General features: G+C 71.7%; 17 protein-coding genes. 6 read left to right on the top strand and 11 right to left on the bottom strand.

Annotation, left to right across the window (positions count from 1 at the left end; all coding sequences use genetic code 11):
- Positions 1–404 precede the first annotated feature (404 nt).
- On the bottom strand, positions 405–3,326 hold the full coding sequence (locus tag ACYVAQ_RS09615) for a bifunctional [glutamine synthetase] adenylyltransferase/[glutamine synthetase]-adenylyl-L-tyrosine phosphorylase (protein ID WP_460788714.1): 2,922 nt from the start codon (positions 3,324–3,326) through the stop codon (positions 405–407).
- Between the two features lie 4 nt (positions 3,327–3,330).
- On the bottom strand, positions 3,331–4,671 hold the full coding sequence (locus tag ACYVAQ_RS09620; RefSeq protein WP_460788716.1) for a glutamine synthetase family protein: 1,341 nt from the start codon (positions 4,669–4,671) through the stop codon (positions 3,331–3,333).
- A gap of 109 nt (positions 4,672–4,780) precedes the next feature.
- Here ACYVAQ_RS09620 and ACYVAQ_RS09625 point away from each other — a divergent pair, with 109 nt between their 5' ends.
- Positions 4,781–5,239, top strand: a complete 459-nt coding sequence (locus tag ACYVAQ_RS09625) for a hypothetical protein (protein WP_460788718.1) — start codon at positions 4,781–4,783, stop codon at positions 5,237–5,239.
- An 85-nt stretch (positions 5,240–5,324) separates the two neighbouring features.
- Here ACYVAQ_RS09625 and panB read toward each other — a convergent pair whose 3' ends face one another.
- On the bottom strand, positions 5,325–6,173 hold the full coding sequence (gene panB / locus ACYVAQ_RS09630; RefSeq protein ID WP_460788719.1) for a 3-methyl-2-oxobutanoate hydroxymethyltransferase: 849 nt from the start codon (positions 6,171–6,173) through the stop codon (positions 5,325–5,327).
- Positions 6,174–6,195: 22 nt separating this feature from the next.
- Positions 6,196–6,519, bottom strand: coding sequence for a YbjQ family protein (locus ACYVAQ_RS09635; RefSeq protein WP_460788721.1), 324 nt, complete (start codon positions 6,517–6,519; stop codon positions 6,196–6,198).
- A 33-nt stretch (positions 6,520–6,552) separates the two neighbouring features.
- Between ACYVAQ_RS09635 and ACYVAQ_RS09640 the strand changes: the two genes are divergently transcribed.
- On the top strand, positions 6,553–8,544 hold the full coding sequence (locus ACYVAQ_RS09640) for an NAD(+) synthase (protein WP_460788723.1): 1,992 nt from the start codon (positions 6,553–6,555) through the stop codon (positions 8,542–8,544).
- A gap of 5 nt (positions 8,545–8,549) precedes the next feature.
- Here the strand turns inward: ACYVAQ_RS09640 and ACYVAQ_RS09645 are convergent, their stop codons facing one another.
- From ACYVAQ_RS09645 to ACYVAQ_RS09655, 3 genes are all read right to left on the bottom strand, one after another.
- On the bottom strand, positions 8,550–10,568 hold the full coding sequence (locus ACYVAQ_RS09645; RefSeq protein ID WP_460788725.1) for a M3 family metallopeptidase: 2,019 nt from the start codon (positions 10,566–10,568) through the stop codon (positions 8,550–8,552).
- Between the two features lie 10 nt (positions 10,569–10,578).
- Positions 10,579–11,100, bottom strand: a complete 522-nt coding sequence (locus tag ACYVAQ_RS09650; protein WP_460788727.1) for a hypothetical protein — start codon at positions 11,098–11,100, stop codon at positions 10,579–10,581.
- Between the two features lie 160 nt (positions 11,101–11,260).
- Positions 11,261–12,583 carry a lysozyme family protein gene (locus ACYVAQ_RS09655; protein ID WP_460788729.1) on the bottom strand — a complete coding sequence of 441 codons (1,323 nt, stop codon included), beginning with the start codon at positions 12,581–12,583 and terminating at the stop codon, positions 11,261–11,263.
- Positions 12,584–12,733: 150 nt separating this feature from the next.
- Here ACYVAQ_RS09655 and ACYVAQ_RS09660 point away from each other — a divergent pair, with 150 nt between their 5' ends.
- Positions 12,734–13,384: a thymidine kinase gene (locus ACYVAQ_RS09660; RefSeq protein ID WP_460788731.1), complete on the top strand. Its 651-nt coding sequence runs from the start codon at positions 12,734–12,736 to the stop codon at positions 13,382–13,384.
- Between the two features lie 7 nt (positions 13,385–13,391).
- On the opposite strand, the gene ACYVAQ_RS09665 is transcribed toward ACYVAQ_RS09660, so the two are convergent.
- The 4 genes from ACYVAQ_RS09665 to ACYVAQ_RS09680 all read right to left on the bottom strand — a co-directional run bounded on the left by ACYVAQ_RS09665 (position 13,392) and on the right by ACYVAQ_RS09680 (position 18,818).
- Complete coding sequence (locus ACYVAQ_RS09665; RefSeq protein WP_460788733.1) at positions 13,392–14,516, bottom strand: alkaline phosphatase family protein; 1,125 nt, start codon at positions 14,514–14,516, stop codon at positions 13,392–13,394.
- Between the two features lie 162 nt (positions 14,517–14,678).
- Positions 14,679–15,275 (bottom strand): DUF5998 family protein, encoded by a 597-nt coding sequence (locus ACYVAQ_RS09670; protein WP_460788736.1) that lies wholly within the window; start codon positions 15,273–15,275, stop codon positions 14,679–14,681.
- A gap of 199 nt (positions 15,276–15,474) precedes the next feature.
- A complete protein-coding gene (locus ACYVAQ_RS09675) occupies positions 15,475–18,222 on the bottom strand; it encodes a bifunctional acetate--CoA ligase family protein/GNAT family N-acetyltransferase (RefSeq protein WP_460788739.1) in 2,748 nt (915 codons plus the stop codon).
- Positions 18,223–18,281: 59 nt separating this feature from the next.
- Positions 18,282–18,818: a dihydrofolate reductase family protein gene (locus ACYVAQ_RS09680; RefSeq protein WP_460788741.1), complete on the bottom strand. Its 537-nt coding sequence runs from the start codon at positions 18,816–18,818 to the stop codon at positions 18,282–18,284.
- An 82-nt stretch (positions 18,819–18,900) separates the two neighbouring features.
- Here ACYVAQ_RS09680 and ACYVAQ_RS09685 point away from each other — a divergent pair, with 82 nt between their 5' ends.
- From ACYVAQ_RS09685 to ACYVAQ_RS09695, 3 genes are read left to right on the top strand one after another with little or no spacing between them, the layout of a single operon-like run.
- The gene (locus tag ACYVAQ_RS09685) at positions 18,901–21,372 is read left to right on the top strand and encodes a DNA gyrase/topoisomerase IV subunit A (RefSeq protein WP_460788743.1); all 2,472 of its coding nucleotides are present in this window, start codon (positions 18,901–18,903) and stop codon (positions 21,370–21,372) included.
- A gap of 4 nt (positions 21,373–21,376) precedes the next feature.
- Positions 21,377–22,066: an LppX_LprAFG lipoprotein gene (locus ACYVAQ_RS09690; protein WP_460788745.1), complete on the top strand. Its 690-nt coding sequence runs from the start codon at positions 21,377–21,379 to the stop codon at positions 22,064–22,066.
- Positions 22,063–23,778, top strand: coding sequence for an MFS transporter (locus ACYVAQ_RS09695; RefSeq protein WP_460788747.1), 1,716 nt, complete (start codon positions 22,063–22,065; stop codon positions 23,776–23,778). The genes ACYVAQ_RS09690 and ACYVAQ_RS09695 overlap by 4 nt, the downstream gene beginning before the upstream one ends.
- Positions 23,779–23,786 lie beyond the last annotated feature (8 nt).

A 23,786-nucleotide genomic window follows, 5' to 3' on the forward strand; every position in this document is an offset into this window, starting at 1 on the left:
CGACCCCGTGGATACTGGTGAGCACGCCGCCATCGAGAGCGGCGAGTAGGGCACCGAGGATCACCTCAAAGCCCACCACCCCACGGGGCTCTGTCGGTACGAACGTCTTGCCGCCAAGCGAACGCAACCCCCTGCGCAACTCGACCGCGCAGGGCCGAAGGGCCGGCAGCGTGGCGCCGCTGCGACCGAGGCCGGGCTTGCGGGACGAGGCGCCGGAGGGAGCGAGGAACGAGCGACCGGAGAAGCCGAGGGCTGCAAGCCCAGCGAGGGAGCAGAAGCGGCGACACGCTCGGCCCGAAGGCCCCAAAAAAGATACGTCGGGCCGCGACCTCTGGGGGGGTCGGTCGCGGCCCGACGCATCAACTATGTCACACCAGCCCCACGGTGCAAACACCCATCACAGATCAGTCCCAAAAAACTCTGTCGACCACGAGACGGGCCCGTCGGGTGGCGCGGAGGTAGTCATTGACGACCTCGTCGGTGTGGTCGAGCGGGTAGCCCAGGATGAGCGCGACGGCACGCCGCTCGAGCGGCGCGCGGGGGAACTGGTCCCCCGGCTTTCCCCGGGCCAGGACGAGCGCGTTGCGGACCCGGCTGGCCATCCGCCAGGCGTTGCCGAGGACCTCGGCGTCGTCGGCGTCGAGCAGGCCCGTGCCGGCCGCGGCGGCCAGGGCGGCGAGCGTCTGGGTGGTGCGCAGGCCGGGGACCTGGGCGCCGTGGCGCAGCTGCAGCAGCTGGACGGTCCACTCGATGTCGGCCAGTGCCCCGCGGCCGAGCTTGAGGTGCAGCGCGGGGTCGGCGCCCCGGGGCAGCCGCTCCTCGTCGACGCGCGCCTTGATCCGCCGGATCTCGCGGATGTCGGCGTCGGTCAACCCGGACGCCGGGTAGCGCAGCGGGTCGATGAGGGCGGTGAACCGGGCCCGCAGGTCCTCGTCGCCGACGATCGCGTCGGCCCGCAGCAGCGCCTGCGCCTCCCACACGGCCGACCACTTGGCGTAGTAGGCGCCGTAGGAGTCGAGGGTGCGCACCAGGGCGCCCTGCCGGCCCTCGGGCCGGAGGTCGGCATCGACCACGAGGGCGGGGTCGGGACCGGCGACGCCCAGGGTCCGGCGTACCTCCTCGGCGACCGCCTTGGCGAACCCGGCGGCGACGTGCGCGTCGGCGCCCTCGACCGGGTCGTGCACGAACATCACGTCGGCGTCGGAGCCGTAGGAGAGCTCGAAGCCGCCGTACCGGCCCATGGCGACGATCGCCATCGCGGTCGGCGGGGCGTCGAGCTTGCGGGCGCGGGTGACGGCGGCGATGGCGACGTCGAGCGTCGCGGCCAGGGTGGCGTCGGTGAGCCGGGTGAGCCCGTAGCCCACGTCGGTGACGTCGATCAGGCCGAGCACGTCGCCGGCGGCGATCCGCAGCAGCTCACGGCGTCGTACGGCGCGGATCGCGCGGCTGGACTTGTCCAGGTCCTCCTGCCGCCCGGCGGTCGCGAGCATCTCCTCGCGCACCTGGGCAGCCGCGAGCGGCCGCAGGTCCCCGGCGAGCAGGCGTACGCCGGCGGGTTCCCGCTCGAGCAGGTCGGTGCAGTAGCGGGAGGTCGAGAGCACGTGCGCCAGCCGCTCCGCGACCTCGCCCTCGTCGCGCAGCGTCGCGAGGAACCACGGCGTCCGGCCGAGCGCCTCGCTGAGCCGGCGGAAGCCGAACAGCCCGCCGTCGGGGTCCGCGCCGTCGGCGAACCACTGCAGCATGGCGGGCAGGAGGGCCCGCTGGATCTGGGCGGTCCGGGTGACGCCGAGGGTGAGGAACTCCAGGTGGCGCAGGGCGGCCTGCGGGTCGGCGTACCCGAGGGCGGCGAGGCGCTCGACGGCCGCCTCCGGCGAGAGCCGTGCCTCGTCGGTAGCGATCCGGGCGACGGCGCTGAGCAGCGGCCGGTAGAAGAGCTTCTGGTGCAGCCGGGTCACCTCGCGGCGCTGGTCGAGCCACTCGCGCTCGAGCCGCTCGGCGGAGTCGCGGAAGAAGCGGAGGCTGCGTCCGAGCCGGCGCAGCGACTCCTCGCCGGAGGGCAGCAGGTGGGTGCGCTGGAGGCGGTGCAGCTGGATGCGGTGCTCGAGCTGGCGCAGGAACGCGTAGGCGCGGTGCAGCGCATCGCCGTCCTCGCGGCCGACGTACCCCCTGCTCGTGAGCGCGGCCAGGGCCGACAGCGTCGTCCCCGAACGGATCTGGTCGTCGGTGCGGCCGTGGACGAGCTGGAGGAGCTGGACCGCGAACTCCACGTCGCGCAGACCGCCGACCCCCAGCTTGAGCTCGCGGTCGGCGTCCTTGGCGGGGATGTGGTCGACGACCCGGCGCCGCATCGCGCGGGCGGCGTCCACGAAGCCGTCCCGGTCGGCGGCGGCCCACACCATCGGCTGGGTCATCGCGACGAACTCCCGACCCAGCTCGAGGTCGCCGGCCACCGGCCGCGCCTTCAGCAGCGCCTGGAACTCCCAGGTCTCGGCCCACCGCTCGTAGTAGCCGCGGTGGCTGGCGATCGTGCGGCTGAGCGGCCCGGCCTTGCCCTCGGGACGCAGGTTGGCGTCGACCGGCCAGATCGTGCCCTCGGCGGTGTGGTCGGAGCAGACCCGCATCATCTGGGACGCGAGCCGGGTGGCGACCTGGGCGTCACCCTCGTGCGCGAAGATCACGTCGACGTCGGAGACGTAGTTAAGCTCGTGGCCACCGCACTTGCCCATCGCGACGACGGCCAGCCGGACGTCGTCGGCCGTGGGCCCCACCCGTCGACGGGCGATCACGAGCGCCGCCTCGAGCGTGCCGGCGGCGAGGTCGGCGAGCTCCGCGGCGGCGTCGTCGACCCGCAGCTCGTGGGTGAGGTCGCGCGCCGCGATCCGCAGCAGCTGCCGGCGGTACTCCACCCGCAGCGCATCGCACGCCTCGGCGTCGGAGCGCCCCTCGACGGCGGCCAGCAGCACCGCGCGGAGGTGGTACGCCGCCGGCCGGGTCGAGCCCAGGGTCGGGTCGGCGAGCTCGAGCCAGTGACCCGGGTGGGAGACGAGGTGGTCGGCCAGCGCGCTGCTCGCGCCCAGCACGCTGAGCAGCCGCATCGCCGTACCCTCGTCGGCCGCGACGGCCGACACCATGGCCGGTCCGTCGTCGCCCAGCGCCACGGCCAGCCGACCCAGACCGATCAGGGCAGCGTCGGGATCGGCCGTGCGGCCCAGGCAGCTCAGCAGCGCATCGCCGTCCGAACCGAACGCGTCGAGCTCGGCGCGGGCGCGGTCGATGTCGGCGAACCCGGCCCGGATGAGGGCGAGCCGGTGCGCGGAGCGAGGCATGTCGCTACAGGACCGGCAGCATCCGGTCCCGCTCGAAGGCCGACACCTGGCCGCGGTACTCGTCCCACTCGGCGCGCTTGTTGCGCAGGAAGAAGTCGAAGACCTGCTCCCCCAGCGTCTCGGCGAGCAGCTCGGAGCTCTCCGCGATGTGGATCGCGTCGTTGAGGTTCTTGGGCAGCGGCTCGATGCCGAGCGCGCGCCGCTCGCGGTCGCTCAGCGCCCACACGTTGTCCTCGGCCTCCGGCGGCAGCGCGTAGCCCTGCTCGATGCCCTTGAGGCCGGCGGCGAGGATCGCCGCGTAGGCCAGGTAGGGGTTGCAGGCGCTGTCGATCGTGCGCAGCTCGATCCGCGCCGACTGGCCCTTGTTCGGCTTGTACATGGGCACGCGCACCATGGCCGAACGGTTGTTGTGCCCCCAGCAGACGTACGACGGGGCCTCGCCGCCGGTCATCATCCGCTTGTAGGAGTTGACCCACTGGTTGGTGACGACGCTGATCTCGCCGGCGTGGTGCAGGATCCCCGCGATGAACATGCGCGCGGTCTTGGACAGCTGGTACTCCGCGCCCGCCTCGTAGAAGGCGTTCTGGTCGCCCTCGAACAGGCTGACGTGGGTGTGCATGCCGGAGCCCGGGTGCTCGGTGAACGGCTTGGGCATGAAGGTCGCCCACACGCCCTGGCTCATGGCGACCTCACGGATGACGGTCCGGAAGGTCATGATGTTGTCGGCGGTGGTCAGCGCGTCGGCGTACCGCAGGTCGATCTCCTGCTGCCCGGGGCCGCCCTCGTGGTGGCTGAACTCCACCGAGATGCCCATCGCCTCGAGCATCGTGATCGCCTCGCGGCGGAAGTCGGAGCCGTGCGAGTGCACGGTGTGGTCGAAGTAGCCGCTGCGGTCCAGCGGGACCGGCTTCTTGCCCTTCTGCGGCTCGTCCTTGAACAGGTAGAACTCGACCTCGGGGTGGGTGTAGAAGGTGAAGCCCTGCTCGGCCGCCTTCGACAGGGTGCGCTTGAGGACGTTGCGCGGATCGGCGTACGACGTGGAGCCGTCGGGCATCACGATGTCGCAGAACATGCGGGCCGTCGCCGGGCCCTCCATGCTGCGCCACGGCAGGATCTGGAAGGTGCTCGGGTCGGGCAGCGCGAGCATGTCGGCCTCGTAGACCCGGGCGAAGCCCTCGATCGCCGATCCGTCGAAGCCGATGCCCTCGCTGAAGGCGCCCTCGAGCTCCGCCGGCGCCACCGCCACGGACTTCAGGGACCCCAGCACGTCGGTGAACCACAACCGGACGAACCGGACGTCACGCTCTTCGAGTGCACGGAGTACGAAGTCCTCTTGCTTGCCCATGACGCGCAGCCTAGTGGGGACGTGTTACCTCTTGTTGCCGCGTCATGACGGATCTACCTTCGAGGTAGACGCCCCCTACTGGAGAGGACACCGAGTCGAGGAGGCCACCATGGCCACCACCCACCCGTGGGACCACATGGTCCACGACATGCGCGAGGAGATGCACGACCTCGCGAACCTGCCTGACATGACCGCCGACCGCCAGGCGTTCCTGGCGATGTGGGCGACCTTCGTGGCTCTGCCGCTGGTCTTCGGCATCGACAAGCTGAGCCACATCATGACGAACACCTGGGACGGGTACGTCGCCGTGTGGGCCAACAACTTCCTGCCCGGCACCGCGCACCAGGCCGTGGTCGTCGTCGGCATCATCGAGATCGTGCTGGCCGTCGTGGTGCTCGTCGCCCCGCACGCAGGCGGTGACCTCCTGGGTCTCCTGTACGTGCTGCTCGCGATCGACCTGTTCGGCGTGAGCAACATGCACCACCTCGCGATCGGCATGCTGGCCCTGGCCTTCTGCTCGTTCGCGATGGCGCGGATGGCGCGCGGAGACCACCGACGGGAGGCGTAGAACCACATCGCACCTGACCTACGCGTTGGGTTTCGGGCGAAATTCCAACCGGTAGGTCAGGTGCGATGGATCCTCAGATGGGTTCTCAGAAGGTGTGGTCCGGGCTGGGGAACTCGCCGGTGGCGACCTCGGCCGCGTAGTCCTGAGCGCCCTTGAGCAGGGCGGCGCGGACGTCGGCGTACTTCTTGACGAAGCTGGGGACGCGGCCGCCGTTGAGGCCGAAGGCGTCCTGCCAGACCAGCACCTGGCCGTCGGTCTGGTTGCCGGCGCCGATCCCGATGGTGGGGATGGTGAGTTCCTTGGTCACCAGCGCGGCGACGTCACCCGGGACCATCTCCAGCACGACCGCGAACGCACCGGCGGCCTCGACCGCGCGCGCGTCGTCCAGGACCTTCTCGGCGCCGGCGCCGCGGCCCTGCACCCGGTAGCCACCGAGGGTGTTCTCGGACTGCGGGGTGAAGCCGATGTGCGCGCACACCGGGATGCCGCCGCGGACCAGCTTCTCGATGGTCTCCGCCATCTCGACGCCGCCCTCGAGCTTGACGGCCGCGACCTCGGACTCCTTCATCAGCCGCACCGCGCTGGCGTAGGCCTGCTCGGGCGAGCCCTGGTAGCTGCCGAACGGCAGGTCGCCGACGACCAGCGCGCGGTGCGCGCCGCGGACGACCGCGCGGGCGAGCGGGATCAGCTCGTCCAGGGTCACCGGGACGGTCGAGCCGTAGCCGTAGACGGTGTTGGCCGCGGAGTCGCCGACGAGCAGGGTGTCGATGCCCGCCTCGTCGAAGATCTGCGCGGTGAAGACGTCGTACGACGTCAACATGGTGAACTTCTCGCCCCGTTCCTTCATCTCCCGGAGGTGATGGGTGCGGATGCGCTTGATGCTCGCGCCCGGCCTGGCCGGTGCACTGCCGTACGGCGCCTGTTCCTCGGTCATGAGGCCATTGTGCTCCGTGGGATCAGGCCAGCGGCTCGATTGTGACGGCCGTCCCATAGGCGCAGACCTCGACGCCCCACTGGGCGTACTCGGTGGTCTCGAAGCGGAAGGCCACGACGGCGTTGGCACCGCGGGCCTCGGCCTCGTATGCGAGCCGCGAGAGCGCCTCCTGGCGGCAGTCGTGCAGCAGGGTGGTGATGCCCTTGAGCTCACCACCGGCCAGCGCCTTGAAGCTCGCACCGATGTTGGAGCCGACGTTGCGGGACCGGACGGTGAGGCCGAAGGTCTCGCCGAAGGTGTGGACGATGCGGGCGCCGGGGACGTCGTTGGTCGACACGATGATCATGAGCGTGAGGCTAGCCCTCACTAGGCTGGGTGCGTGGACTTCTACTCGGCCTACGCCCAGGGCTTCGCCAGGGTCGCCGCAGTGACGCTGCCCGTCGTCGTGGCGGACCCCGCGACGAACGCCGCGCGCACCCTCGAGCAGGCGCGCCTGCTGCACGACGAGGGCGTGGCGGTGGCGGTGTTCCCGGAGCTGGGGCTGACGGGGTACGCCGTCGACGACCTCTTCCTCCAGGACACCCTGCTGGAGGGCGTCGAGGAGGCCATCGTCGAGCTGACCGTGGCCTCGGCCGAGCTGCGGCCGGTGCTGGTGGTGGGGGCTCCGCTGCGCAAGGGCAACCGGATCTTCAATTGTGCCGTCGTGATCCACCGCGGACGGATCCTGGGGGTGCCGTCGAAGTGGTACCTGCCGAACTACCGCGAGTTCTACGAGCACAGGTGGTTCGCTTCCGCCGAGGATCAGCACGAGGAGGAGATCACGGTCGGCGGTCAGACCGTGCCCTTCGGCAAGCACCTCCTGTTCGAGGCGAGTGATGTGTCCGGCCTGTGCCTCGGCGTCGAGATCTGTGAGGACATGTGGGTCCCGATCCCACCCAGCTCGTCACTGGCACTTCAAGGCGCGACCGTTCTGGCGAACCTGTCGGGAAGCCCGATCACCATCGCCCGCGCAGCCGATCGGCACCTCCTCGCCAAGAGTGCGAGCATGCGCTGCAACGCGGCGTACGTCTACGCGGCCGCAGGCCAGGGCGAGTCGACGACCGACCTCTCGTGGGACGGCCAGACGATGATCTACGAGATGGGCGACCTGCTCGCCGAGGGTGACCGGTTCCCGGATGAGGCGCGGTACACGATCGCCGACATCGACCTCGACCGCCTTCGTCAGGAGCGGATGCGGCAAGGCACCTTCGACGACAACCGGCACGCGTACCGGCTGCACGACAGCGAGCGCACGACCATCGAGTTCGACCTCGAGCCCCCGACCGGCGACATCGGCCTGCGCCGCAAGGTGGCTCCGTTCCCCTTCGTCCCCGACGACCCGGCCCGCCTCGCCCAGGACTGCTACGAGGCCTACAACATCCAGGTGTCCGGCCTGGAGCAGCGGCTCGCCGCGATCGGTCAGCCGAAGGTCGTCATCGGGGTCAGCGGTGGCCTCGACTCCACCCACGCCCTCATCGTCGCGGCCAAGGCGATGGACCGGCTCGGCCGGCCGCGCAGCGACATCCACGCCTTCACCATGCCCGGCTTCGCGACCGGCGAGACGACCAAGTCGTACGCCACGACGCTCGCCACCGCGCTGGGCTGCACGTTCGCCGAGCTCGACATCCGCCCGGCCGCCGAGCAGATGCTCAAGGACCTCGGCCACGCCTACCCCGGTGCCGAGGCCGAGGTCGACCCGTCGGTCTACGACATCACCTTCGAGAACGTCCAGGCGGGTCTGCGCACCGACTACCTGTTCCGGCTCGCCAACCACCGCGGCGGCATCGTGCTCGGCACCGGCGACCTGTCCGAGCTCGCGCTCGGGTGGTGCACGTACGGCGTCGGCGACCAGATGTCGCACTACAACGTCAACGCCGGCGTGCCGAAGACGCTGATCCAGCACCTCATCCGCTGGGTGATCAGCACCAACCAGCTCGACGACGTCGACGAGGTCCTGCAGGCGATCCTGGAGCAGGAGATCACCCCCGAGCTGATCCCCGGCGGCGAGCAGAAGACCGAGGACAGCGTCGGCCCGTACGCGCTGCAGGACTTCAACCTCTACTACACGCTGCGCCGCGGCTACCGCCCGAGCAAGATCGCGTTCCTGCAGCACCACGCCTGGGGCGAGACCTACGACCTCGCGACCACCCGGAAGTGGCTCGAGGTGTTCGTACGCCGGTTCTTCAGCAGCCAGTTCAAGCGCTCTGCGCTCCCGAACGGGCCGAAGGTCAGCCCCGGCGGCACCATGTCGCCGCGCGGCGACTGGCGGATGCCGTCGGACGCCTCCCCTGCCGCCTGGTTGGCGGAGCTGGAGAACATCCCCGCCGACTGATCGGGCTAGAGCAACCCGCGCCGCTCGAGCAGCGGCTCGAGGGGCGCGGGCCGCCCGCGCCACTGCTGGTACGACGCGAGCGGGTCGCGAGTGCCCCCGATGCCGATGACCGAGCGGCGGAAGGCGTCGCCGTTGGCGCGCGTCGGGCCACCGTTCGCCTCGAACCACGCGGCGGTGTCGGCGTCGAGCACCTCGCTCCAGATGTAGCCGTAGTAGGCGGCGTCGTAGGAGAACTGGAAGGCGTGCGCGAAGTACGCCGTGGAGTAGCGCGGCGGCACCGCCGGATCGTCCAGGCCGACCGCGGCCAGCGCCGCCGCCTCGAACGTCGCCACCTCCTCGACCGAGGTCGGCACTTCCTCGGGCGCCAGCGAGTGCCAGGCGAGGTCCAGCAGCGCCGCCGCGAGGTACTCCCCCGTCGCGTAGCCCTGGTTGAACGTCTCGGCCGCGCGGATCCGGTCGACCACGCCCTCGGGCAGCGGCTCGCCGGTGGCGTGGTGCACGGCGTACTCCTGGAGGAGGGCGGGCCACAGCATCCACATCTCGTTGACCTGTGAGGGGAACTCCACGAAGTCGCGGAACACCGCGGTGCCCGCCAGCTTGGGGTACGTCGCCTCCGCGAGCAGCCCGTGCAGCGCGTGGCCGAACTCGTGGAAGAGCGTGCTGGTCTCGTCGAAGGTGAGCAGCGTCGGCTCCCCCGCCGCCGGCTTCGGCACGTTGAGGTTGTTGAAGACGACCGCCGTCGGCGCACCGGCCAGCGTCGAGCGGCGTACGAAGCTGCTCATCCAGGCACCACCGCGCTTGGAGTCGCGGGTGTAGAGGTCCAGCAGGTACAGGCCGACCGGGGTGCCGTCCTCCTCGAACACCTCGAAGACCCGCACGTCCGGGTGGTAGCCCGGCAGGTCGGGACGCTCGGTGAAGGTGATGCCGAACAGCTCGGTGGCCGCGCGGAAGACACCGTCGACGAGGACCCGCTCGGCCTCGAACCACGGCCGCAGCGCGACCAGGTCGACGTCGTGCTCCTCGGCTCGGACCCGCTCGGCGTGGAAGGGCCAGTCCCAGGGCTCGATCGGCGCCCCCGCGGACGCGGCGAGCGCCTCCTTCTCGGTGGCGATGTTGCGGGCTACCGCGGGGGCGAGGCGGTCGAGCATGGCGCGTACGGCGGCAGGGGTACGGGCCGTGTTGTCGGCCGTGACCGCCGACGCGTGGTCGGCGAACCCGAGCAGGCGGGCCCGCTCCGCGCGCAGCCGTACGACGTCCAGCACGATCTGCCGGGTGTCGTGCTCGCCCCCGCGGCTGCCCCGGGCCCGCTGGGCCCCGAGCAGCCGGCGACGTACGTCCCGATCGGTGAGCGAGGCCAGGTGCGGGTGCGCGGTCGGCAGGACCAGGGTGATCAGGTAGCCGTCGAGCCCGCGGGCAACGGCGGCCTCGCGGGCCGCGGAGACCTCGCCGGGCGACAGGCCGTCCAGCTCCGCCTCGGTCTCGACGTGCACCGCGAGGTCGTTGGCCTCGGCCTGCAGGGCGATGCCGAAGCGGGTGGACAGGGCGGAGAGCTGCTCGTTGATCTCCTTGAGCCGGGCCTTGTCGGCCTCCCCCAGGCCGGCACCGGCGAGCGTCATCTCGGTGACGTAGCGCTGCACCAGGTAGGCCTGCTCGTCGGTGAGCCCGTGCTCGTCCGCGACCGCGGCGATGCGCGCGAAGAGCGCCGAGTCGAGCGTGATCGCGTCGGAATGAGCGGCGAGCTGCGGCGAGAGCTCGGCCTGCAGCGCGTCGATCGCGTCGTTGGTGTCGGCGCTGGTCCTGTTGAAGAAGACCGACAGCACCCGCTCCAGCGGGAGCCCGCTGAGCTCGAGCGGCTCGAGGGTGTTGGCGAAGGTCGGGTCCGCCGGGTCGGCCACGATCGCCGCCACGGCAGCACGCTGCCCTGCCATCGCCTCGGCGATGGCAGGGCCGAACGCGTCGTCGGTGAACTCCTCGAACCGGGGCAGCTGGTAGGGCAGGTCGCTGGGCTCGAGAAGCGCGTTCACCCTGGCGATGCTACGGCTGCGTCGTCGGGTTCAGGTCCGACGACTCGGTGATCGACTGGCCGTTCTGCGACATCAGCCCGGTCATGCTGGTCACCGCACCGGCGACCGACGTCAGGTCGCCGAGGTTGCCGCTGGTGACGATCGACTTGAGGTTCGAGACCTTGTCGGAGAGCTCGGCCATCGGCTTGCCGAAGACCTTGCACATGGTCGGGTCCGCCTTGACGTTGTCGGCGGCGTTGCCGATGTAGTGCGTGACCACCGCGGCGGCCACGGCTGCCTTGCCGAGCTTCCAGAGCCGGTGGTCGGCGCCCTTCTTGAAGCTGCCGGCCTGGTACGGGTTCCAGATCCAGTGGTGGAACACGCCGAACGCGATGCCGAGGTCCGCGGCGAGACGGACCTTCGGGAAGGCCTTGGTGTTGTCGGTGGGGCAGGAGAAGGACTGGGCCGTGTTGGTCGGCGCCGCCTCCTTGCCGCACGAGGAGACGGTGAAGGCCAGCATGAGTGCGGCCAGGACGAGTGCGATGCGACGCATGGTTCCCCCTTGGAGTGTCGCCAGCCCCGAGTCGGGCGTGCTGGGGGGACGCTATCGGCTTGTCTCGATACGCGCATCACACCCTCGCAAGCTCGGGCGTGGCGCTACTCGACCTCCCGTCCTGGTCCGCGGGTTCGCCGGCTCACCCGCGGGGACGTGATCAGGCCGCCGGATCCGTCGCTGCGGGCTGGGTGACCGGCAGCGTGTCCGAGGACGTCGCGCACGACGGGTCGGGCTGGGCGCCGGCGTCCGTGGCGCACTGGCCGCTGGACGCCGGGGTCGGGTCAGGGGTCGGCGTCGGGTCGGGCGTGGGGGCCGGGTCGGGGGTCGGCGTCGGGTCCGGGGTCGGCGTCGGGTCGGGCGTCGGCGTCGGGTCGGGCGTGGGCGTCGGGTCCGGCGTGGGCGTCGGGTCCGGCGTGGGCGTCGGGTCCGGGGTCGGCGTGGGATCCGGCGTGGGCGTCGGGTCGGGCGTGACCGCACCCCCCGTACCGCCGGAGGAGGGGGCGACCCCGGCCGCCGTCCCGTGCACGGGCGCGGCTCCCGAGGCGACCGTCTCGTGGGTGTGCTGCTTCACCGGGGTGACGTGCGGGCGCACGGTCGTGCCGGCGTGCTGGTCGCAGCCGCACAGCACGGGCATCGGCGGGATCACCACACCGCCCAGCGGCAGCGCCGACGGCATGGTCGCGGCCTGGTGGGCGTAGCGCAGGGCCAGGATCCGCACGGTGTGGACGAACCCGCGGGCGTCCTCGTACCTCCTCAGCTCGGTCCGCAGCACGGCCGGCTTGCGCAGGTCGTGCCCGTCCGCGCAGAGCACGATCGCGGTGCCGAGGGCGGCGTCGTCGAGGTCCTGCGGGTTGCGCCGGCCGTCGGCGTCGGCGTCGACCGCGACCTGCGACCAGGTCTGCGGCAGCAGCGCCATCGGGCCGACGGGAGCGTCGTACCGCGTGTTGTGGTCGAGACGGCCGGCGTCAGTGTCGTCGACCGTGCCGCGGCCGTGCCTGCCGTTCTGGGGCGTGCCGACGATGCCCGGCCGCACGATGCCCTTCGCGGTGACGTGGTGCGCGTGCCCGGCAGGATCGACCGTGCCGTGGTCGGACTCGACCCGGCCGATGGCGGCGAGGACGGTCCAGTCCAGGTGGCAGCTCGCGGCGGCGTCGATGATCGTCGCGGCACGCTGGTACGCCGCCAGCGCCGGCTCCGCCACCGTGGTCACCGACCCCGGGAAGTCGGCCGGCCGGCCGACCGGGTCACGACGGGCGCTCGGCCGGGTCCGCTGGTGGACGCGGACGGCGGCTCGGCGTACCGCCACGACCGGAACGCTGAGCTGGGGCGCGGCGGGTTGGTCCACGGGAGCGTGGGTCGACGAGGCGAGCGGCGTGATCGAGGACGGGCCGTAGGCACCGGTGAGGACGACGGCGCCGGTGACACCGAGGACGCTCAAGCGCTGCACCCATCGGTGCTTCGACTGTTCGGTCCGGTTCATCCCCGCATCCCCCTGGTCGTGATCCCGAGACCGTCGGTGACCAGTGAACGCCCGCCCGCGCCGGTTCCGCAGGAGAACGCCGAATAAAGCGCGGATCCTCAGGTGGGCGCCCGCATTCTTTACCTTGCGGGCCTCTGAGAGGATGCCGCGGTGGCGGAGTTGAGGTTCTTCACGGGCTCGATGGATTCGGGGAAGTCGACGCTGGCGCTGCAGACCAACCACAACCACGCGGCGCGGGGTCGCAGCGGCCGGATCTTCACCGCCCACGACCGCGCCGGCGAGGCGCGGGTGTCCTCGCGGCTGGGCCTGACGCACAGCGCCATCGAGGTCGGCACCGACTTCGACTTCTGGAGGTACGTCGTCGACGCGCTCACCGGCGGCGCACGGATCGACTACCTGATCTGCGACGAGGCGCAGTTCTACACCACGGCCCAGATCGACGCGCTGGCCAAGATCGTCGACGAGCTGCAGATCGACGTGTTCTGCTTCGGCATCCTCACCGACTTCCGGACCCGGCTCTTCGAGGGATCGGCGCGGCTGGTCGAGCTCGCCGACTCCACGCAGGTGCTCCAGGTCGAGGCGCTGTGCTGGTGCGGGAAGCGCGCCACGCACCAGGCGCGGATCGAGGACGGCGTGATGATCACCGAGGGCGAGGTGATCGTGGTCGGCGACACCGACGACGAGCAGCAGCCGGGCACGGTGACCTACGAGGTCCTGTGCCGGCAGCACCACCGCCGCCAGATGACGGCGGCCCGGGCGCGGGCGGTGTCCCTGACCCCGGACCCGCTGCCGTTCGGCTGAGCCCTCCTCAGTCGACCAGGATCGGGATGAGCATCTCGGCCCGCGTGAGCGAGCCGTGCATCCCGATCAGCCGCCGCTCGTAGGGGAACGCGTCGGTCGCCATCACCGCGAAGTCGCCGCGGCACGCGACGACGACGTCCCCGATCCGGGGCAGCACGCTGGGGTCGACCGGGCCGAACCACCCGCGGCCGATCGCGTCGGCGCGGCTGAGCACGGTCGCCCGGTCCCCGAGCACCTCGGTCCAGGTGGAGATGACGTCGGGGACCGCGCCACCGGTGCAGTAGAGGTGGCGGAACCGCGCCTCTCCCCCGACCAGCGCGATGCCTGCCCGCAGGTCGTCGTCGTGGGCGACGTCCACCCGCGCCTCGGTCGGTACGTCGACCATCCCGTGGTCGGCGATGACGACCAGCCGGCGGTCGGCCGGGAGCGCCTCGCGCAGCTGCTCGGCCTCGTGGTCGATCATCGCGAGCTGCTGCAGCCACTGCTGCGAGGCGACCCCCCAGCGATGCCCGGTCCAGTCCAGGTCGGAGTCGTAGACGTAGGTGACCGACGGCCGGTGCGCGGACGCCGCGAGGACGGCAGCGATCCGCTCGCCGACCTTGTCGACGCCGACGTACGTCGCACCCCGCTGGGCCGCGACGGTGAGCCCCGACCCCTCGAACTCCCGCTTGTTGACCACGCTCGCCCGCACCCCGGCGCCCTGCAGCGCGCCGAACGCGGTCTGGTGCGGCTGCCACTCGGTCGGGTCGAGGTCGGGAACGTCCCAGTGCAGCGCGTTGAGCAGCGCGTCGGTGCCCGGGACACGGGTCGTGAACCCGACCAGGCCGTGCGCGCCCGGCACCAGTCCGGTGCTGAACGAGGTCAGCGAGGTGGTCGTCGTCGAGGGCACCCCCGCCGTCGCGGCGGGTGCGTCGTCGACGAGGGAGGCGAGGTAGGGAGCGGCGTACTCGTAGCGACGGAGGAGCTCTGCCCCCAGCCCGTCGATCAGGAAGACGACGTACGCCGGTGCCTCGGGCAGCTCGAGGTTCGTCGGCACGTGGGCCAGCGGGTTGCCGAGGGCGCGCGCCACCGCCGGCAGGACGTCGCTCAGCGACCGGGCCCCGTAGGTGGGCTCGCAGAAGTCCTCGGCCACTAGGGCATGCCTCCCCAGGCGACGCCGTCGCGAGCGCCGTTCCGTGCGTGCGATGGCAAGGCGGAGGAGGGAGCCGGGACGGAGTCCCGGCGACTGACGACAACGCAGCCAGCGTGCGTGCGGAACGGCGCGCAGCAGGCGCTCGGCTGGGGAGACATGCCCTTATCGCCCTCGCGTCCGGGCGGAGAGGTGGGCCGCGAAGGTGAGCAGCCCGCCGACCGCGTCGCGGCCGTCGGCCGCGGCGGAGACCCGCAGCGAGAAGTCGTCGGACGCCAGGACGCCGGTGTAGCCGTGATCGGCGTCGCAGCTCGGGTCGTTGCACGCGGCGGGCTCGAGGTCGAGCCGGCTCACCCCGCCCCAGCCGATCGTCATGACCGCCTCGGCGGCCGCGGACGGCCCCTCGGTCGGGTTGGTGACCATCCGGGTCACGACCACGGAGGCGACCGACGCGAGCGCGATGGCCTCGGTGGACGTCGAGGTGTAGGGCTCGGGCAGCAGGTCGTCGCCGGCGTGCTCGTCGGTGTGGCAGATGATCAGCCGCGACGGGGTGAGGACGATGACCGACTGGTGCCGGCGTACCTCGTCACGCTCGAAGGTCGGCTCGTGGTGCACGTAGTACGACACGACCTGCTCGCCGCCGACCGCGTCCTCGACGGCATCCGCCACCACCTCGGGGTAGTAGCCGGTCCGGTCGATCGCGGCGCGCAGCTCGGGCGCGTGGTCGCGGTCTTCGGTCAACGGGTCGACGGACTTGCGCATGCCTGAATCCTCGCACGACGAGTCTTGCCGCCATGCCAGGGTCGTTACGCCGGAGCCAACCGCGAGCGCGGCAGCGCGGCGCCGCAGCGACCGAGGCTGGGCGCGCGGCGCGAGGCGACGGAGGGAGCTTGCGACCGGAGGAGCCGAGAGTCGCAAGGTCGGCGAGGGAGCGGCCGCGGCGACGCGCTCGCGCAGACAACTACCCGGGGATCGTGGCGATCAGGTCGGGCATCCGGCGGACGGTGGAGTCCGGTCGGGGGTCGGTGACCCGCGCGATCCGCGCCCGGGCGGTCAGGACCGCCGCCGACTCGGTGCCGGCGAGCACCAGCGACAGCTCGAGCGAGGACACCTCGGGCAGGTCGTTCTGCAGCTCCGCGACCTTGGCGATGAGGTCCTCGACGGCGTCGATGTCGACGGGCTCGGCACCGCGGTAGCCGAACAGCAGCGGCGCGGTCTTCACCTCGCGGACCATCGCGGCGACCGCGCGCTCGTCCAGCGGCGGGATCCGGTACGACCAGTCGCCGAGCAGCTCGATGACGGGCCCCGCCACCCCGAAGGACACCACCGGCCCGAAGAGCGGGTCCTCGAAGCTCCGGATCGCCAGCGGTACGCCGGACGCGGCCGTCCTCTGCACCACGAAGCCGGCCGAGACGGGGTCGGTGACGATCCGCTCGAGGGCCGCCCAGGCCTCGCCGAGCTCGTGCGGGTTGGTGATGCCCCGGAAGATGTGGCGCTGGTCGGGGCGCTCGCGCAGCGACTCCTCGGTCGCCTTGAGCACGACGTCCCAGCCGAGCTCGGCCGCGGCGGCCTCGGCCTCCGCCAGCGTCTGGACCCGGATGACCGGCCACAGGTCGATGTCGTACGCCGCCAGCAGCTCGGTCAGCTGCTCCGGGGTCAGGTCGAGCCCCTCCGTGGCCTTCTCCGTGCCGGCCTCCAGCAGGATCCGGCGCAGCTGGTTGCGGGCACCCCGCGCGTCGGCATCGGCCGGCACCAGCGGCTCCCCGTCCGGCGTACGGAGCCAGACGGCGTACTCGACGACGCGGGCGAGGGCACGGACCGCCGCCTCGACCGCGGGGTACGACGGCACCGAGCCGCGGCCCGCGGACGAGCCGGCCACGTCGGGGACGCGCAGCAGCTCTGGGATGCCCTCGGCGCCGAGGAAGGTCGAGACCAGCGGCTTGTCGGACTGCTCCCCCACCGCCGCGAGCACGTTCGCGACCTCCTCGCCGGAGATGTCGAGCGGCGGGATGTAGACCGCGACGACGGAGTCGACGTCGGGGTCGTCGATGGCGGCGTCGAGGGCGTCCTCGAAGTCCTCGGCGGTCGCGTCGGCGCCGAGCGCGACGGACCGGTTGACGACGAGCCCGACCGAGGCGGCGGCGTCGGCGGCGAGCAGTCCGAGCGCGTCGGAGTTGCCGACGATCGCGACCCGGCGGCCGCGCGGCAGCGGCTGGTGGGCGAGCAGCTGGGCCACGTCGAACATGTCGTCGAGGGTGTCGACCTGGATCACGCCGGCCTGGCGGAACATGGCGTCGACGGCGGCCTGGGGCGCGCCGATCCTGCGCACGGCGTGGCCCATCGGCACACCCTGGGTGGTGCGGCCAGAACGGACCGCGACGATCGGCTTGCGCTTGGAGACGCGGCGGGCGATCCGGGAGAACTTGCGCGGGTTACCGATCGACTCGAGGTACATCATCACGACCTCGGTCGACTCGTCCTCCTCCCAGTACTGCAGGAGGTCGTTGCCCGACACGTCGGCGCGGTTTCCGGCGGACACGAAGGTCGAGATGCCGAGGCCACGGCCACGGACCTTCTCCAGGATCGCGGACCCGAGCGCCCCGGACTGGCAGAAGAAGCCCGCGCGACCGCGCGCCGGCATGACCGAGGACAGCGACGCGTTGACCTGCACCCGCGGGTCGGTGTTGATGATGCCGAGGCAGTTCGGCCCGATCAGGCGCAGGCCGTAGGACCGCGACAGACCGACCATGTGCCGCTGCCGGCGGCGGCCGTCCTCGCCGGCCTCGGCGAAGCCGGAGGAGATGACGATCAGCCCGTGCACGCCCTTGGCCGCGCAGTCGAGCACGACGTCGGTCACGGCGTCCGCCGGCACGGCGACGATCGCGACGTCCACCTCGTCGGGGATGTCCTGCACGCTCTTGTACGCCGGCATGCCCGAGACCGCCCGCGCGCTCGGGTTGACCACGTAGACCCGGCCGGTGAAGTCGGCGGTCACGAGGTTGCGGACCAGGACCTGGCCGATCGTGTCCTGGCGCCGGGAGGCACCGATGATGGCGACCGAGCGCGGGTGGAAGAAGCGGTGGATCGACGCGGCCTCGGCGGTGTGCTCGCGGGCGCGCATCAGCCCCACCGCGGTGTCGGTGGAGTCGATGGGGAACTCCAGGGTGATCACGCCGTCGGCGTACCCGCTGGCCACGCGGTAGCCGGCGTCGCGGAAGGTCTGGATCATCCGGGTGTTGTCGGGCAGCACCTCGGCGACGAACCGCTCGACCCCGCGCTCCCGCCCCGCCTGGGCGAGGTGCTCGAGCAGCAGCTGGGCGATGCCGCGACCCTGGTGCCGGTCCTCGACGAGGAACGCGACCTCGGCCTCGGTGCCGCCCGCCCCGGCGTGCTCGCCGTTGAGCACGTCGTAGCGGCCGACCGCGATCATCCGGCCCTGGAGGATCATCACGAGCGCGACCCGCAGCTCGTGGTCGACATGCGTGAACCGGCGTACGTCACGCTCGGATAGGACCGGCATCGGCGAGAAGAACCGGTAGTACTTCGACTCGTCGGAGACCCGTGCGTAGAACTCGACGAGCAGCTGCTCGTCGTCGGCCCGCATCGGCCGGATGTGCGCCGTCCGCCCGTCGCGCAGCAGGACGTCGGCCTCCCAGTGCTCCGGCGGGGCGGCGATCTCCTCGGTCGGGGTCGAATCGCCGTCGGTCACAGGAGAAATCTATCGACCGCCCACCCGATAGCGAAGGTGGAGCACCCGGTCGCCCTGGATCACGACGTGCGGGTCCTCCAGGAGCACCTGCCCGTCGATCGATCCGAAGTACCGCTTTCCGCTGCCGAACACCACCGGGACGACGTCCATGGCACCTCGTCGACGAGTCCCGCCGCCAGCGCCGAGGCGCCCATGTCACCCGCGGTCAGCGCCACGACCCGATCCCCGGCGCGCCGACGCGCCTCCTCGATCGCCGGTACCACGTCGTCGAAGAACGGGACGTCGGCCTCGGGGTGCCAGCCCTCCGGCTTCGGCCGGTGGGAGACCACCAGCAGGTGGTCGCCGGCCGGCGGCTTGGCCTCCCAGCCGTTGGTGAGGTCGAACAGGTGCCGCCCCATGACCGTCGCGCCGATGCTCGCCCAGAACGGAGCGACGTACGCCGCGGAGGTGGTGGACACCCGGAACGGGTCCTCGGGGGCATCGGTCAGCGGCCGGTCGCCGTTGAAGTACCAGTCGAAGAGCGGACCGACGTCGTCGTTGTCATCCGCGATGAAGCCGTCCACGGACACCACTGCGTGCATGATCACCGAGCCCATGCGGCCATCATGACCGGTTCCGCCGACGGTGGCGGCGTGCCGCGTGCCCGAGCGTCGGTACCGCCGGGAAGAATGACCCCTCGTGGCACGACGTACGACGAAGCAGGAACCCGACGACTTCGAGGAGCACATCCTCGACATCAACGTCAGCGACGAGATGCGCTCGTCGTTCCTGGAGTACGCCTACTCCGTCATCTACTCCCGCGCCCTGCCCGACGCCCGCGACGGCCTGAAGCCCGTGCAGCGCCGCATCCTCTACACGATGAACGACATGAACCTGCGGCCCGACCGCGGTCACGTCAAGAGCGCCCGTGTCGTCGGTGAGGTCATGGGTCGGCTGCATCCGCACGGCGACAGCGCCATCTACGACGCGCTGGTCCGCACCGCCCAGCCGTGGAGCCTGCGGCTGCCGTTCATCGACGGCCACGGCAACTTCGGATCTCCTGACGATTCTCCGGCGGCCATGCGCTACACCGAGTGCCGGATGGCGCCGCCCGCGATGGCGATGACGGAGTCGATCGACGAGGACACCGTCGACTTCAAGCCGAACTACGACAGCCGCGAGTTCGAGCCGACCGTGCTGCCGTCGGCGATCCCGAACCTGGTCGTCAACGGCACCACCGGCATCGCGGTCGGCATGGCGACCAACATGGCGCCGCACAACCTGGTCGAGGTCGTGCAGGCGCTGCGCCACCTGATCCAGCACCCGAACACCTCGACCGAGGGCCTGATGCGGTTCATCCCGGGCCCCGACCTGCCGACCGGCGGCAAGATCGTCGGCCTGGACGGAATCCGCGACGCCTACGAGACCGGCCGCGGCGTGTTCAAGATGCGCGCGACCGCTCGCGTCGAGTCCTTCGGTCGGCGCAAGGGCATCGTGGTCACCGAGCTCCCGTACGGCGTCGGCACCGAGAAGGTCGTCGAGCGGATCAAGATCCTGGTCCAGGGCAAGAAGATCCAGGGCATCGCCGACATCAAGGACCTCACCGACGCCGACCACGGCCTGCGGTTGGTGATCGAGGTCAAGAACGGCTTCATCCCCGAGGCCCTCCTCGAGCAGCTCTACAAGCTGACGCCGATGGAGGACAGCTTCGGCATCAACAACGTCGCGCTCGTCGACGGCCAGCCGCGCACGCTGGGCCTGCGCGAGCTGCTGACGGTCTTCCTGGAGCACCGCTACGAGGTCGTACGTCGCCGCAGCCAGTTCCGCCGCAACAAGAAGGCCGACCGGCTGCACCTCGTCGACGGCCTGCTCGTCGCGCTGCTCGACATCGACGAGGTCATCCAGGTCATCCGCACCAGCGACGACTCGGCGGCCGCCAAGGACCGCCTGATGAGCGTCTTCGACCTCAGCCAGGTCCAGGCCGAGTACATCCTCGAGATGCAGCTGCGCCGGCTCACGAGGTTCTCCCGGATCGAGCTGGAGAAGGAGCAGGAGACGCTGCGCCGCGAGATCGAGGAGCTCGACGCGATCCTCGCGGACGAGGAGCTGCTGAAGAAGGTCGTGTCCGGCGAGCTGGCCGAGGTCGCGAAGACCTACGGCACGCCCCGGCGTACCGTCCTGCTGGAGTCGGCCGGCACCGCCGCGGTGGCGGCCGCGACCACACCGCTCGAGGTCGCCGACGACCCCTGCTTCGCGTTGCTGTCGTCGACCGGCCTGCTCGCCCGGACCATGAACGCCGACGAGGTCGGCACCGGTGGGCCGCGCGCCAACCACGACGTGGTCGTGTCCGCGGTGCGCACCAGCGTCCGCTCCGAGATCGGCGTCATCACCTCCGCGGGACGTCTGGTGAAGCTGGGCGTGATCGACCTCCCGGCGATCCCGGCCTCGGCGAACGAGCCGAACCTGCAGGGCGGCCTGCCGCTCAGCGAGGTGCTGGCACTGGCCGCCGGGGAGCGGGCGCTCGCCCTGTGCGACCTGACCGGCGAGGGGCCGGGCCTCGCGCTCGGCACCCGGCAGGGCGTCGTCAAGCGGGTCAACCCCGAGGTCCTCGGCCGCGACGAGTGGGAGGTGATCGGGCTCAAGGACGGCGATGAGGTCGTCGGCGCCGTGCAGCTGCGCAGCGGTGAGGAGGAGCTGTGCTTCGTCACCTCCGACGCCCAGCTGCTGCACTTCGGCGCGGCCGGCGTCCGGCCGCAGGGCCGGGCGGGCGGCGGCATGGCCGGCGTCCGGGTGGCCGACGGCGAGCGGGTCGTGTGGTTCGGTGCGCTGGACCTGCAGGCGGCCGGCGGTGTCGTCCTGGTGACCGCGTCCGGCTCCTCGACCGCGCTGCCCGGCACGGAGCCGGGGGCGGTCAAGGTGACCGACTTCTGGGAGTACCCCGCGAAGGGGCGCGCCACGGGCGGCGTACGGTGCCACCGGTTCCTGAAGGGCGAGGACGCCCTGGTGTTCGCGTGGGCCGGACCGGCTCCGGCGCGGGCGTCGGCCGCGAGCGGGGCACCGATCGACCTGCCCGAGGCCACCGGCAAGCGCGACGGGTCCGGCGTGCCGGGCAGCCAGGCGATCGCGGCGTGCGCAGGTCCTCTCGTCGTCGGCCTCGGTGTGGAAGGGTGACGCCATGAAGCGCGCACTCGTGCCCCTGGCCGCGTCTGCCCTGCTGCTCGCGGGCTGCGGCTCGTCCGGCGGTACGTCGGTGGCGCCGGACCAGGCGATGGCGACCGCGAAGCAGAAGCTGGACGCGACCAGCGGGGTCGAGGTGTCGCTCAAGGCGTCTGCCGATCCCGGCGTCGACTACCTGCAGGCCGCCGACGGCACGATCGTGGCGAAGCCGCCGGCCTTCCAGGGCACCGTGGCCGGCCGGGTGAGCGGGCTGAGCGACAGCGGCGTCGACGTCATCTCGGTCGACGGCAAGCTGTGGATCAACGTCCCGATCCTCGGGTGGACCGACCAGTACTCCGCCAAGTCGCTCTGCGCACCCGACCCGGCGACCCTGCTCGACCCCGACTCCGGCGTCTCCGACCTGCTCACCTCGGCGACCGGCCTCACCGCCGGGAAGTCCGAGCGCGACACCACGGACGCCTCGATCGTGATCACGCCGTACTCCGGTAAGGAGACCGCCGACGCGATCAAGACGGTGCTGCCCTGCGCCAACGGTGACTCCTTCGACGTCACCTTCGACATCGCGGACGACGGGTCGCTGCGCAGCGCCCAGCTCACCGGCTCGTTCTTCCCCGGCGCCTCCCCGATCACCTACACGATCGACATCACGAAGTACGACGTCACCAAGGACATCAAGGCTCCGCAGTGACCGGTGCGGTGAGGTCGCGCCTGCTGCTGACCCTGGCGGCGGTCGCGGTCGCCTTCGCGGCCATCGACACCTACGTCGTGGTGCTCGCGCTGCCCGACATGATGCACGCCGTCGGCATCCCGCTCGAGGAGCTGCAGCGCGCCGCCCCGATCGTCTCCGGCTTCCTGCTCGGGTACGTCGCCATGCTGCCCCTCATCGGCCGCATCGCCGACCTGCGCGGTCCGGTGCCGGTGCTCGTCTCGTCGCTGGTCGTCTTCTCGTTCGGGTCGTTGCTCACCGCGGTGTCGGTGGACCTGCCCTCGATGGTGACCGGCCGCTTCCTCCAGGGCGTCGGCGGCGGCGGGCTGGTGCCGGCCACCATGGCGATCGTCGGCCTGCTCTACCCGGCAGACCGGCGCGGGATGCCGCTCGGCGTCGTCTCGGCGGTCCAGGAGCTCGGCAGCGTCCTCGGACCGCTCTACGGCGCCGTCATCCTGGCCGTCAGCGACTGGCGCCTCATCTTCGTCCTCAACCTCCTCGTCGGCCTCGTCCTCGCCCTGGTCGTCGGTCGAGTAGCCGAGCGAGGAACGAGCGAGGCGTATCGAGACCACCGGAGACGCCCGGACCCCCTCGGTCTTCTCCTCCTCGCGGTCGTCGTGGTGGCGGGCTCGGTGACCCTCCTCCAGCCCGACCCCATCAAGCGCGACCTGACCTGGGGACAGATCTTCATCCCGTACGTCGTCGACGGCCCGCGCTGGGTCACCCCGGTCGGCCTCGTCACGATCGCCGCCGCGGTGCTGCTGGTGCTGCGCTGCGTCCTCGCCAAGCGCCCGCTGGTCGACGTGCGCGGGTGGGCGCGCTCGCTCGTCGAGGCGGACCTCCGTGGCGCGACGCTCCTCGGCCTCGCGCTCGCGGGGATCGTGCTGGCCTTCGCCACCGCGGACCCCAAGGTGGCGGTGTTCGCCCCGCAGGGCTGGTGGTACCTCCTCGGCACGGTCGTGGCCGTCGTACTCCTCACGCTGCACCTGCGGACCGCCACCGCCCCGATCGTGCCGCGCGGGATCCTCCGGCCCACGCCCGCCTGGGGCGCGATCCTGGTCAGCTTCCTGGTCGGGTTCTCCCTGATCGCGGCGTTGGTCGACATCCCCCTCTTCGCCCGTACGACGGTCTACCCCGACTCGCAGCTGGACGCCGCCCTCGTGCTGGTGCGCTTCCTGGTCGCGCTGCCGATCGGGGCCGTGGCGGGCGGCTGGCTGCTGCGCAGGCTCCCTGCCGGGCAGGTCGCCGCCGTCGGCATGCTCTGCGCCGCCGCGTCCTTCGGCGTGATGTCGCAGTGGGGCATGGACGCCCTGGACTCCTGGCTCCCCACCCTGCCGCTGCTCCTCGGCGGCCTCGGCTTCGGCCTCGCGCTCGCGCCGGTCAACGCGGCCATGCTCGCCACCGCTCCCCCGGACAGCCACGGCCTCGCCTCGGCGCTCGTCGTGGTGGCGCGGATGGTCGGCATGCTCGTCGGCATCTCGGCCCTGACCACCATCGGCCTGCGCCGCCTGTACGCCGCCAGCGCCGCCCACCCCGACTGGGACCTGGACCGTCTCGGCGTCCTCCAGGAGCACGCCGTCTTCGCCGGCGCCGCCGTCGTGGCACTGCTGGCCGCGGTGCTGTCGCTGGTCGTGCTCCGCGGAGCGGCCACACGTGGCGTGGATCTCGCCGAGACGCTCCGCTCGGTCGGGTGAGCGGACGC

The sequence above is a fragment of the Nocardioides maradonensis genome, from assembly GCF_054777115.1.

Coding starts and splice junctions, on each gene's coding strand:
- ACYVAQ_RS09615 (WP_460788714.1), bottom strand. CDS start 3,326: ATGCCTCGCTCCGCGCACCGGCTCGCCCTCATCCGGGCCGGGTTCGCC.
- ACYVAQ_RS09620 (WP_460788716.1), bottom strand. CDS start 4,671: ATGGGCAAGCAAGAGGACTTCGTACTCCGTGCACTCGAAGAGCGTGAC.
- ACYVAQ_RS09625 (WP_460788718.1), top strand. CDS start 4,781: ATGGCCACCACCCACCCGTGGGACCACATGGTCCACGACATGCGCGAG.
- panB (WP_460788719.1), bottom strand. CDS start 6,173: ATGACCGAGGAACAGGCGCCGTACGGCAGTGCACCGGCCAGGCCGGGC.
- ACYVAQ_RS09635 (WP_460788721.1), bottom strand. CDS start 6,519: ATGATCATCGTGTCGACCAACGACGTCCCCGGCGCCCGCATCGTCCAC.
- ACYVAQ_RS09650 (WP_460788727.1), bottom strand. CDS start 11,100: ATGCGTCGCATCGCACTCGTCCTGGCCGCACTCATGCTGGCCTTCACC.
- ACYVAQ_RS09655 (WP_460788729.1), bottom strand. CDS start 12,583: ATGAACCGGACCGAACAGTCGAAGCACCGATGGGTGCAGCGCTTGAGC.
- ACYVAQ_RS09670 (WP_460788736.1), bottom strand. CDS start 15,275: ATGCGCAAGTCCGTCGACCCGTTGACCGAAGACCGCGACCACGCGCCC.
- ACYVAQ_RS09680 (WP_460788741.1), bottom strand. CDS start 18,818: ATGGGCTCGGTGATCATGCACGCAGTGGTGTCCGTGGACGGCTTCATC.
- ACYVAQ_RS09690 (WP_460788745.1), top strand. CDS start 21,377: ATGAAGCGCGCACTCGTGCCCCTGGCCGCGTCTGCCCTGCTGCTCGCG.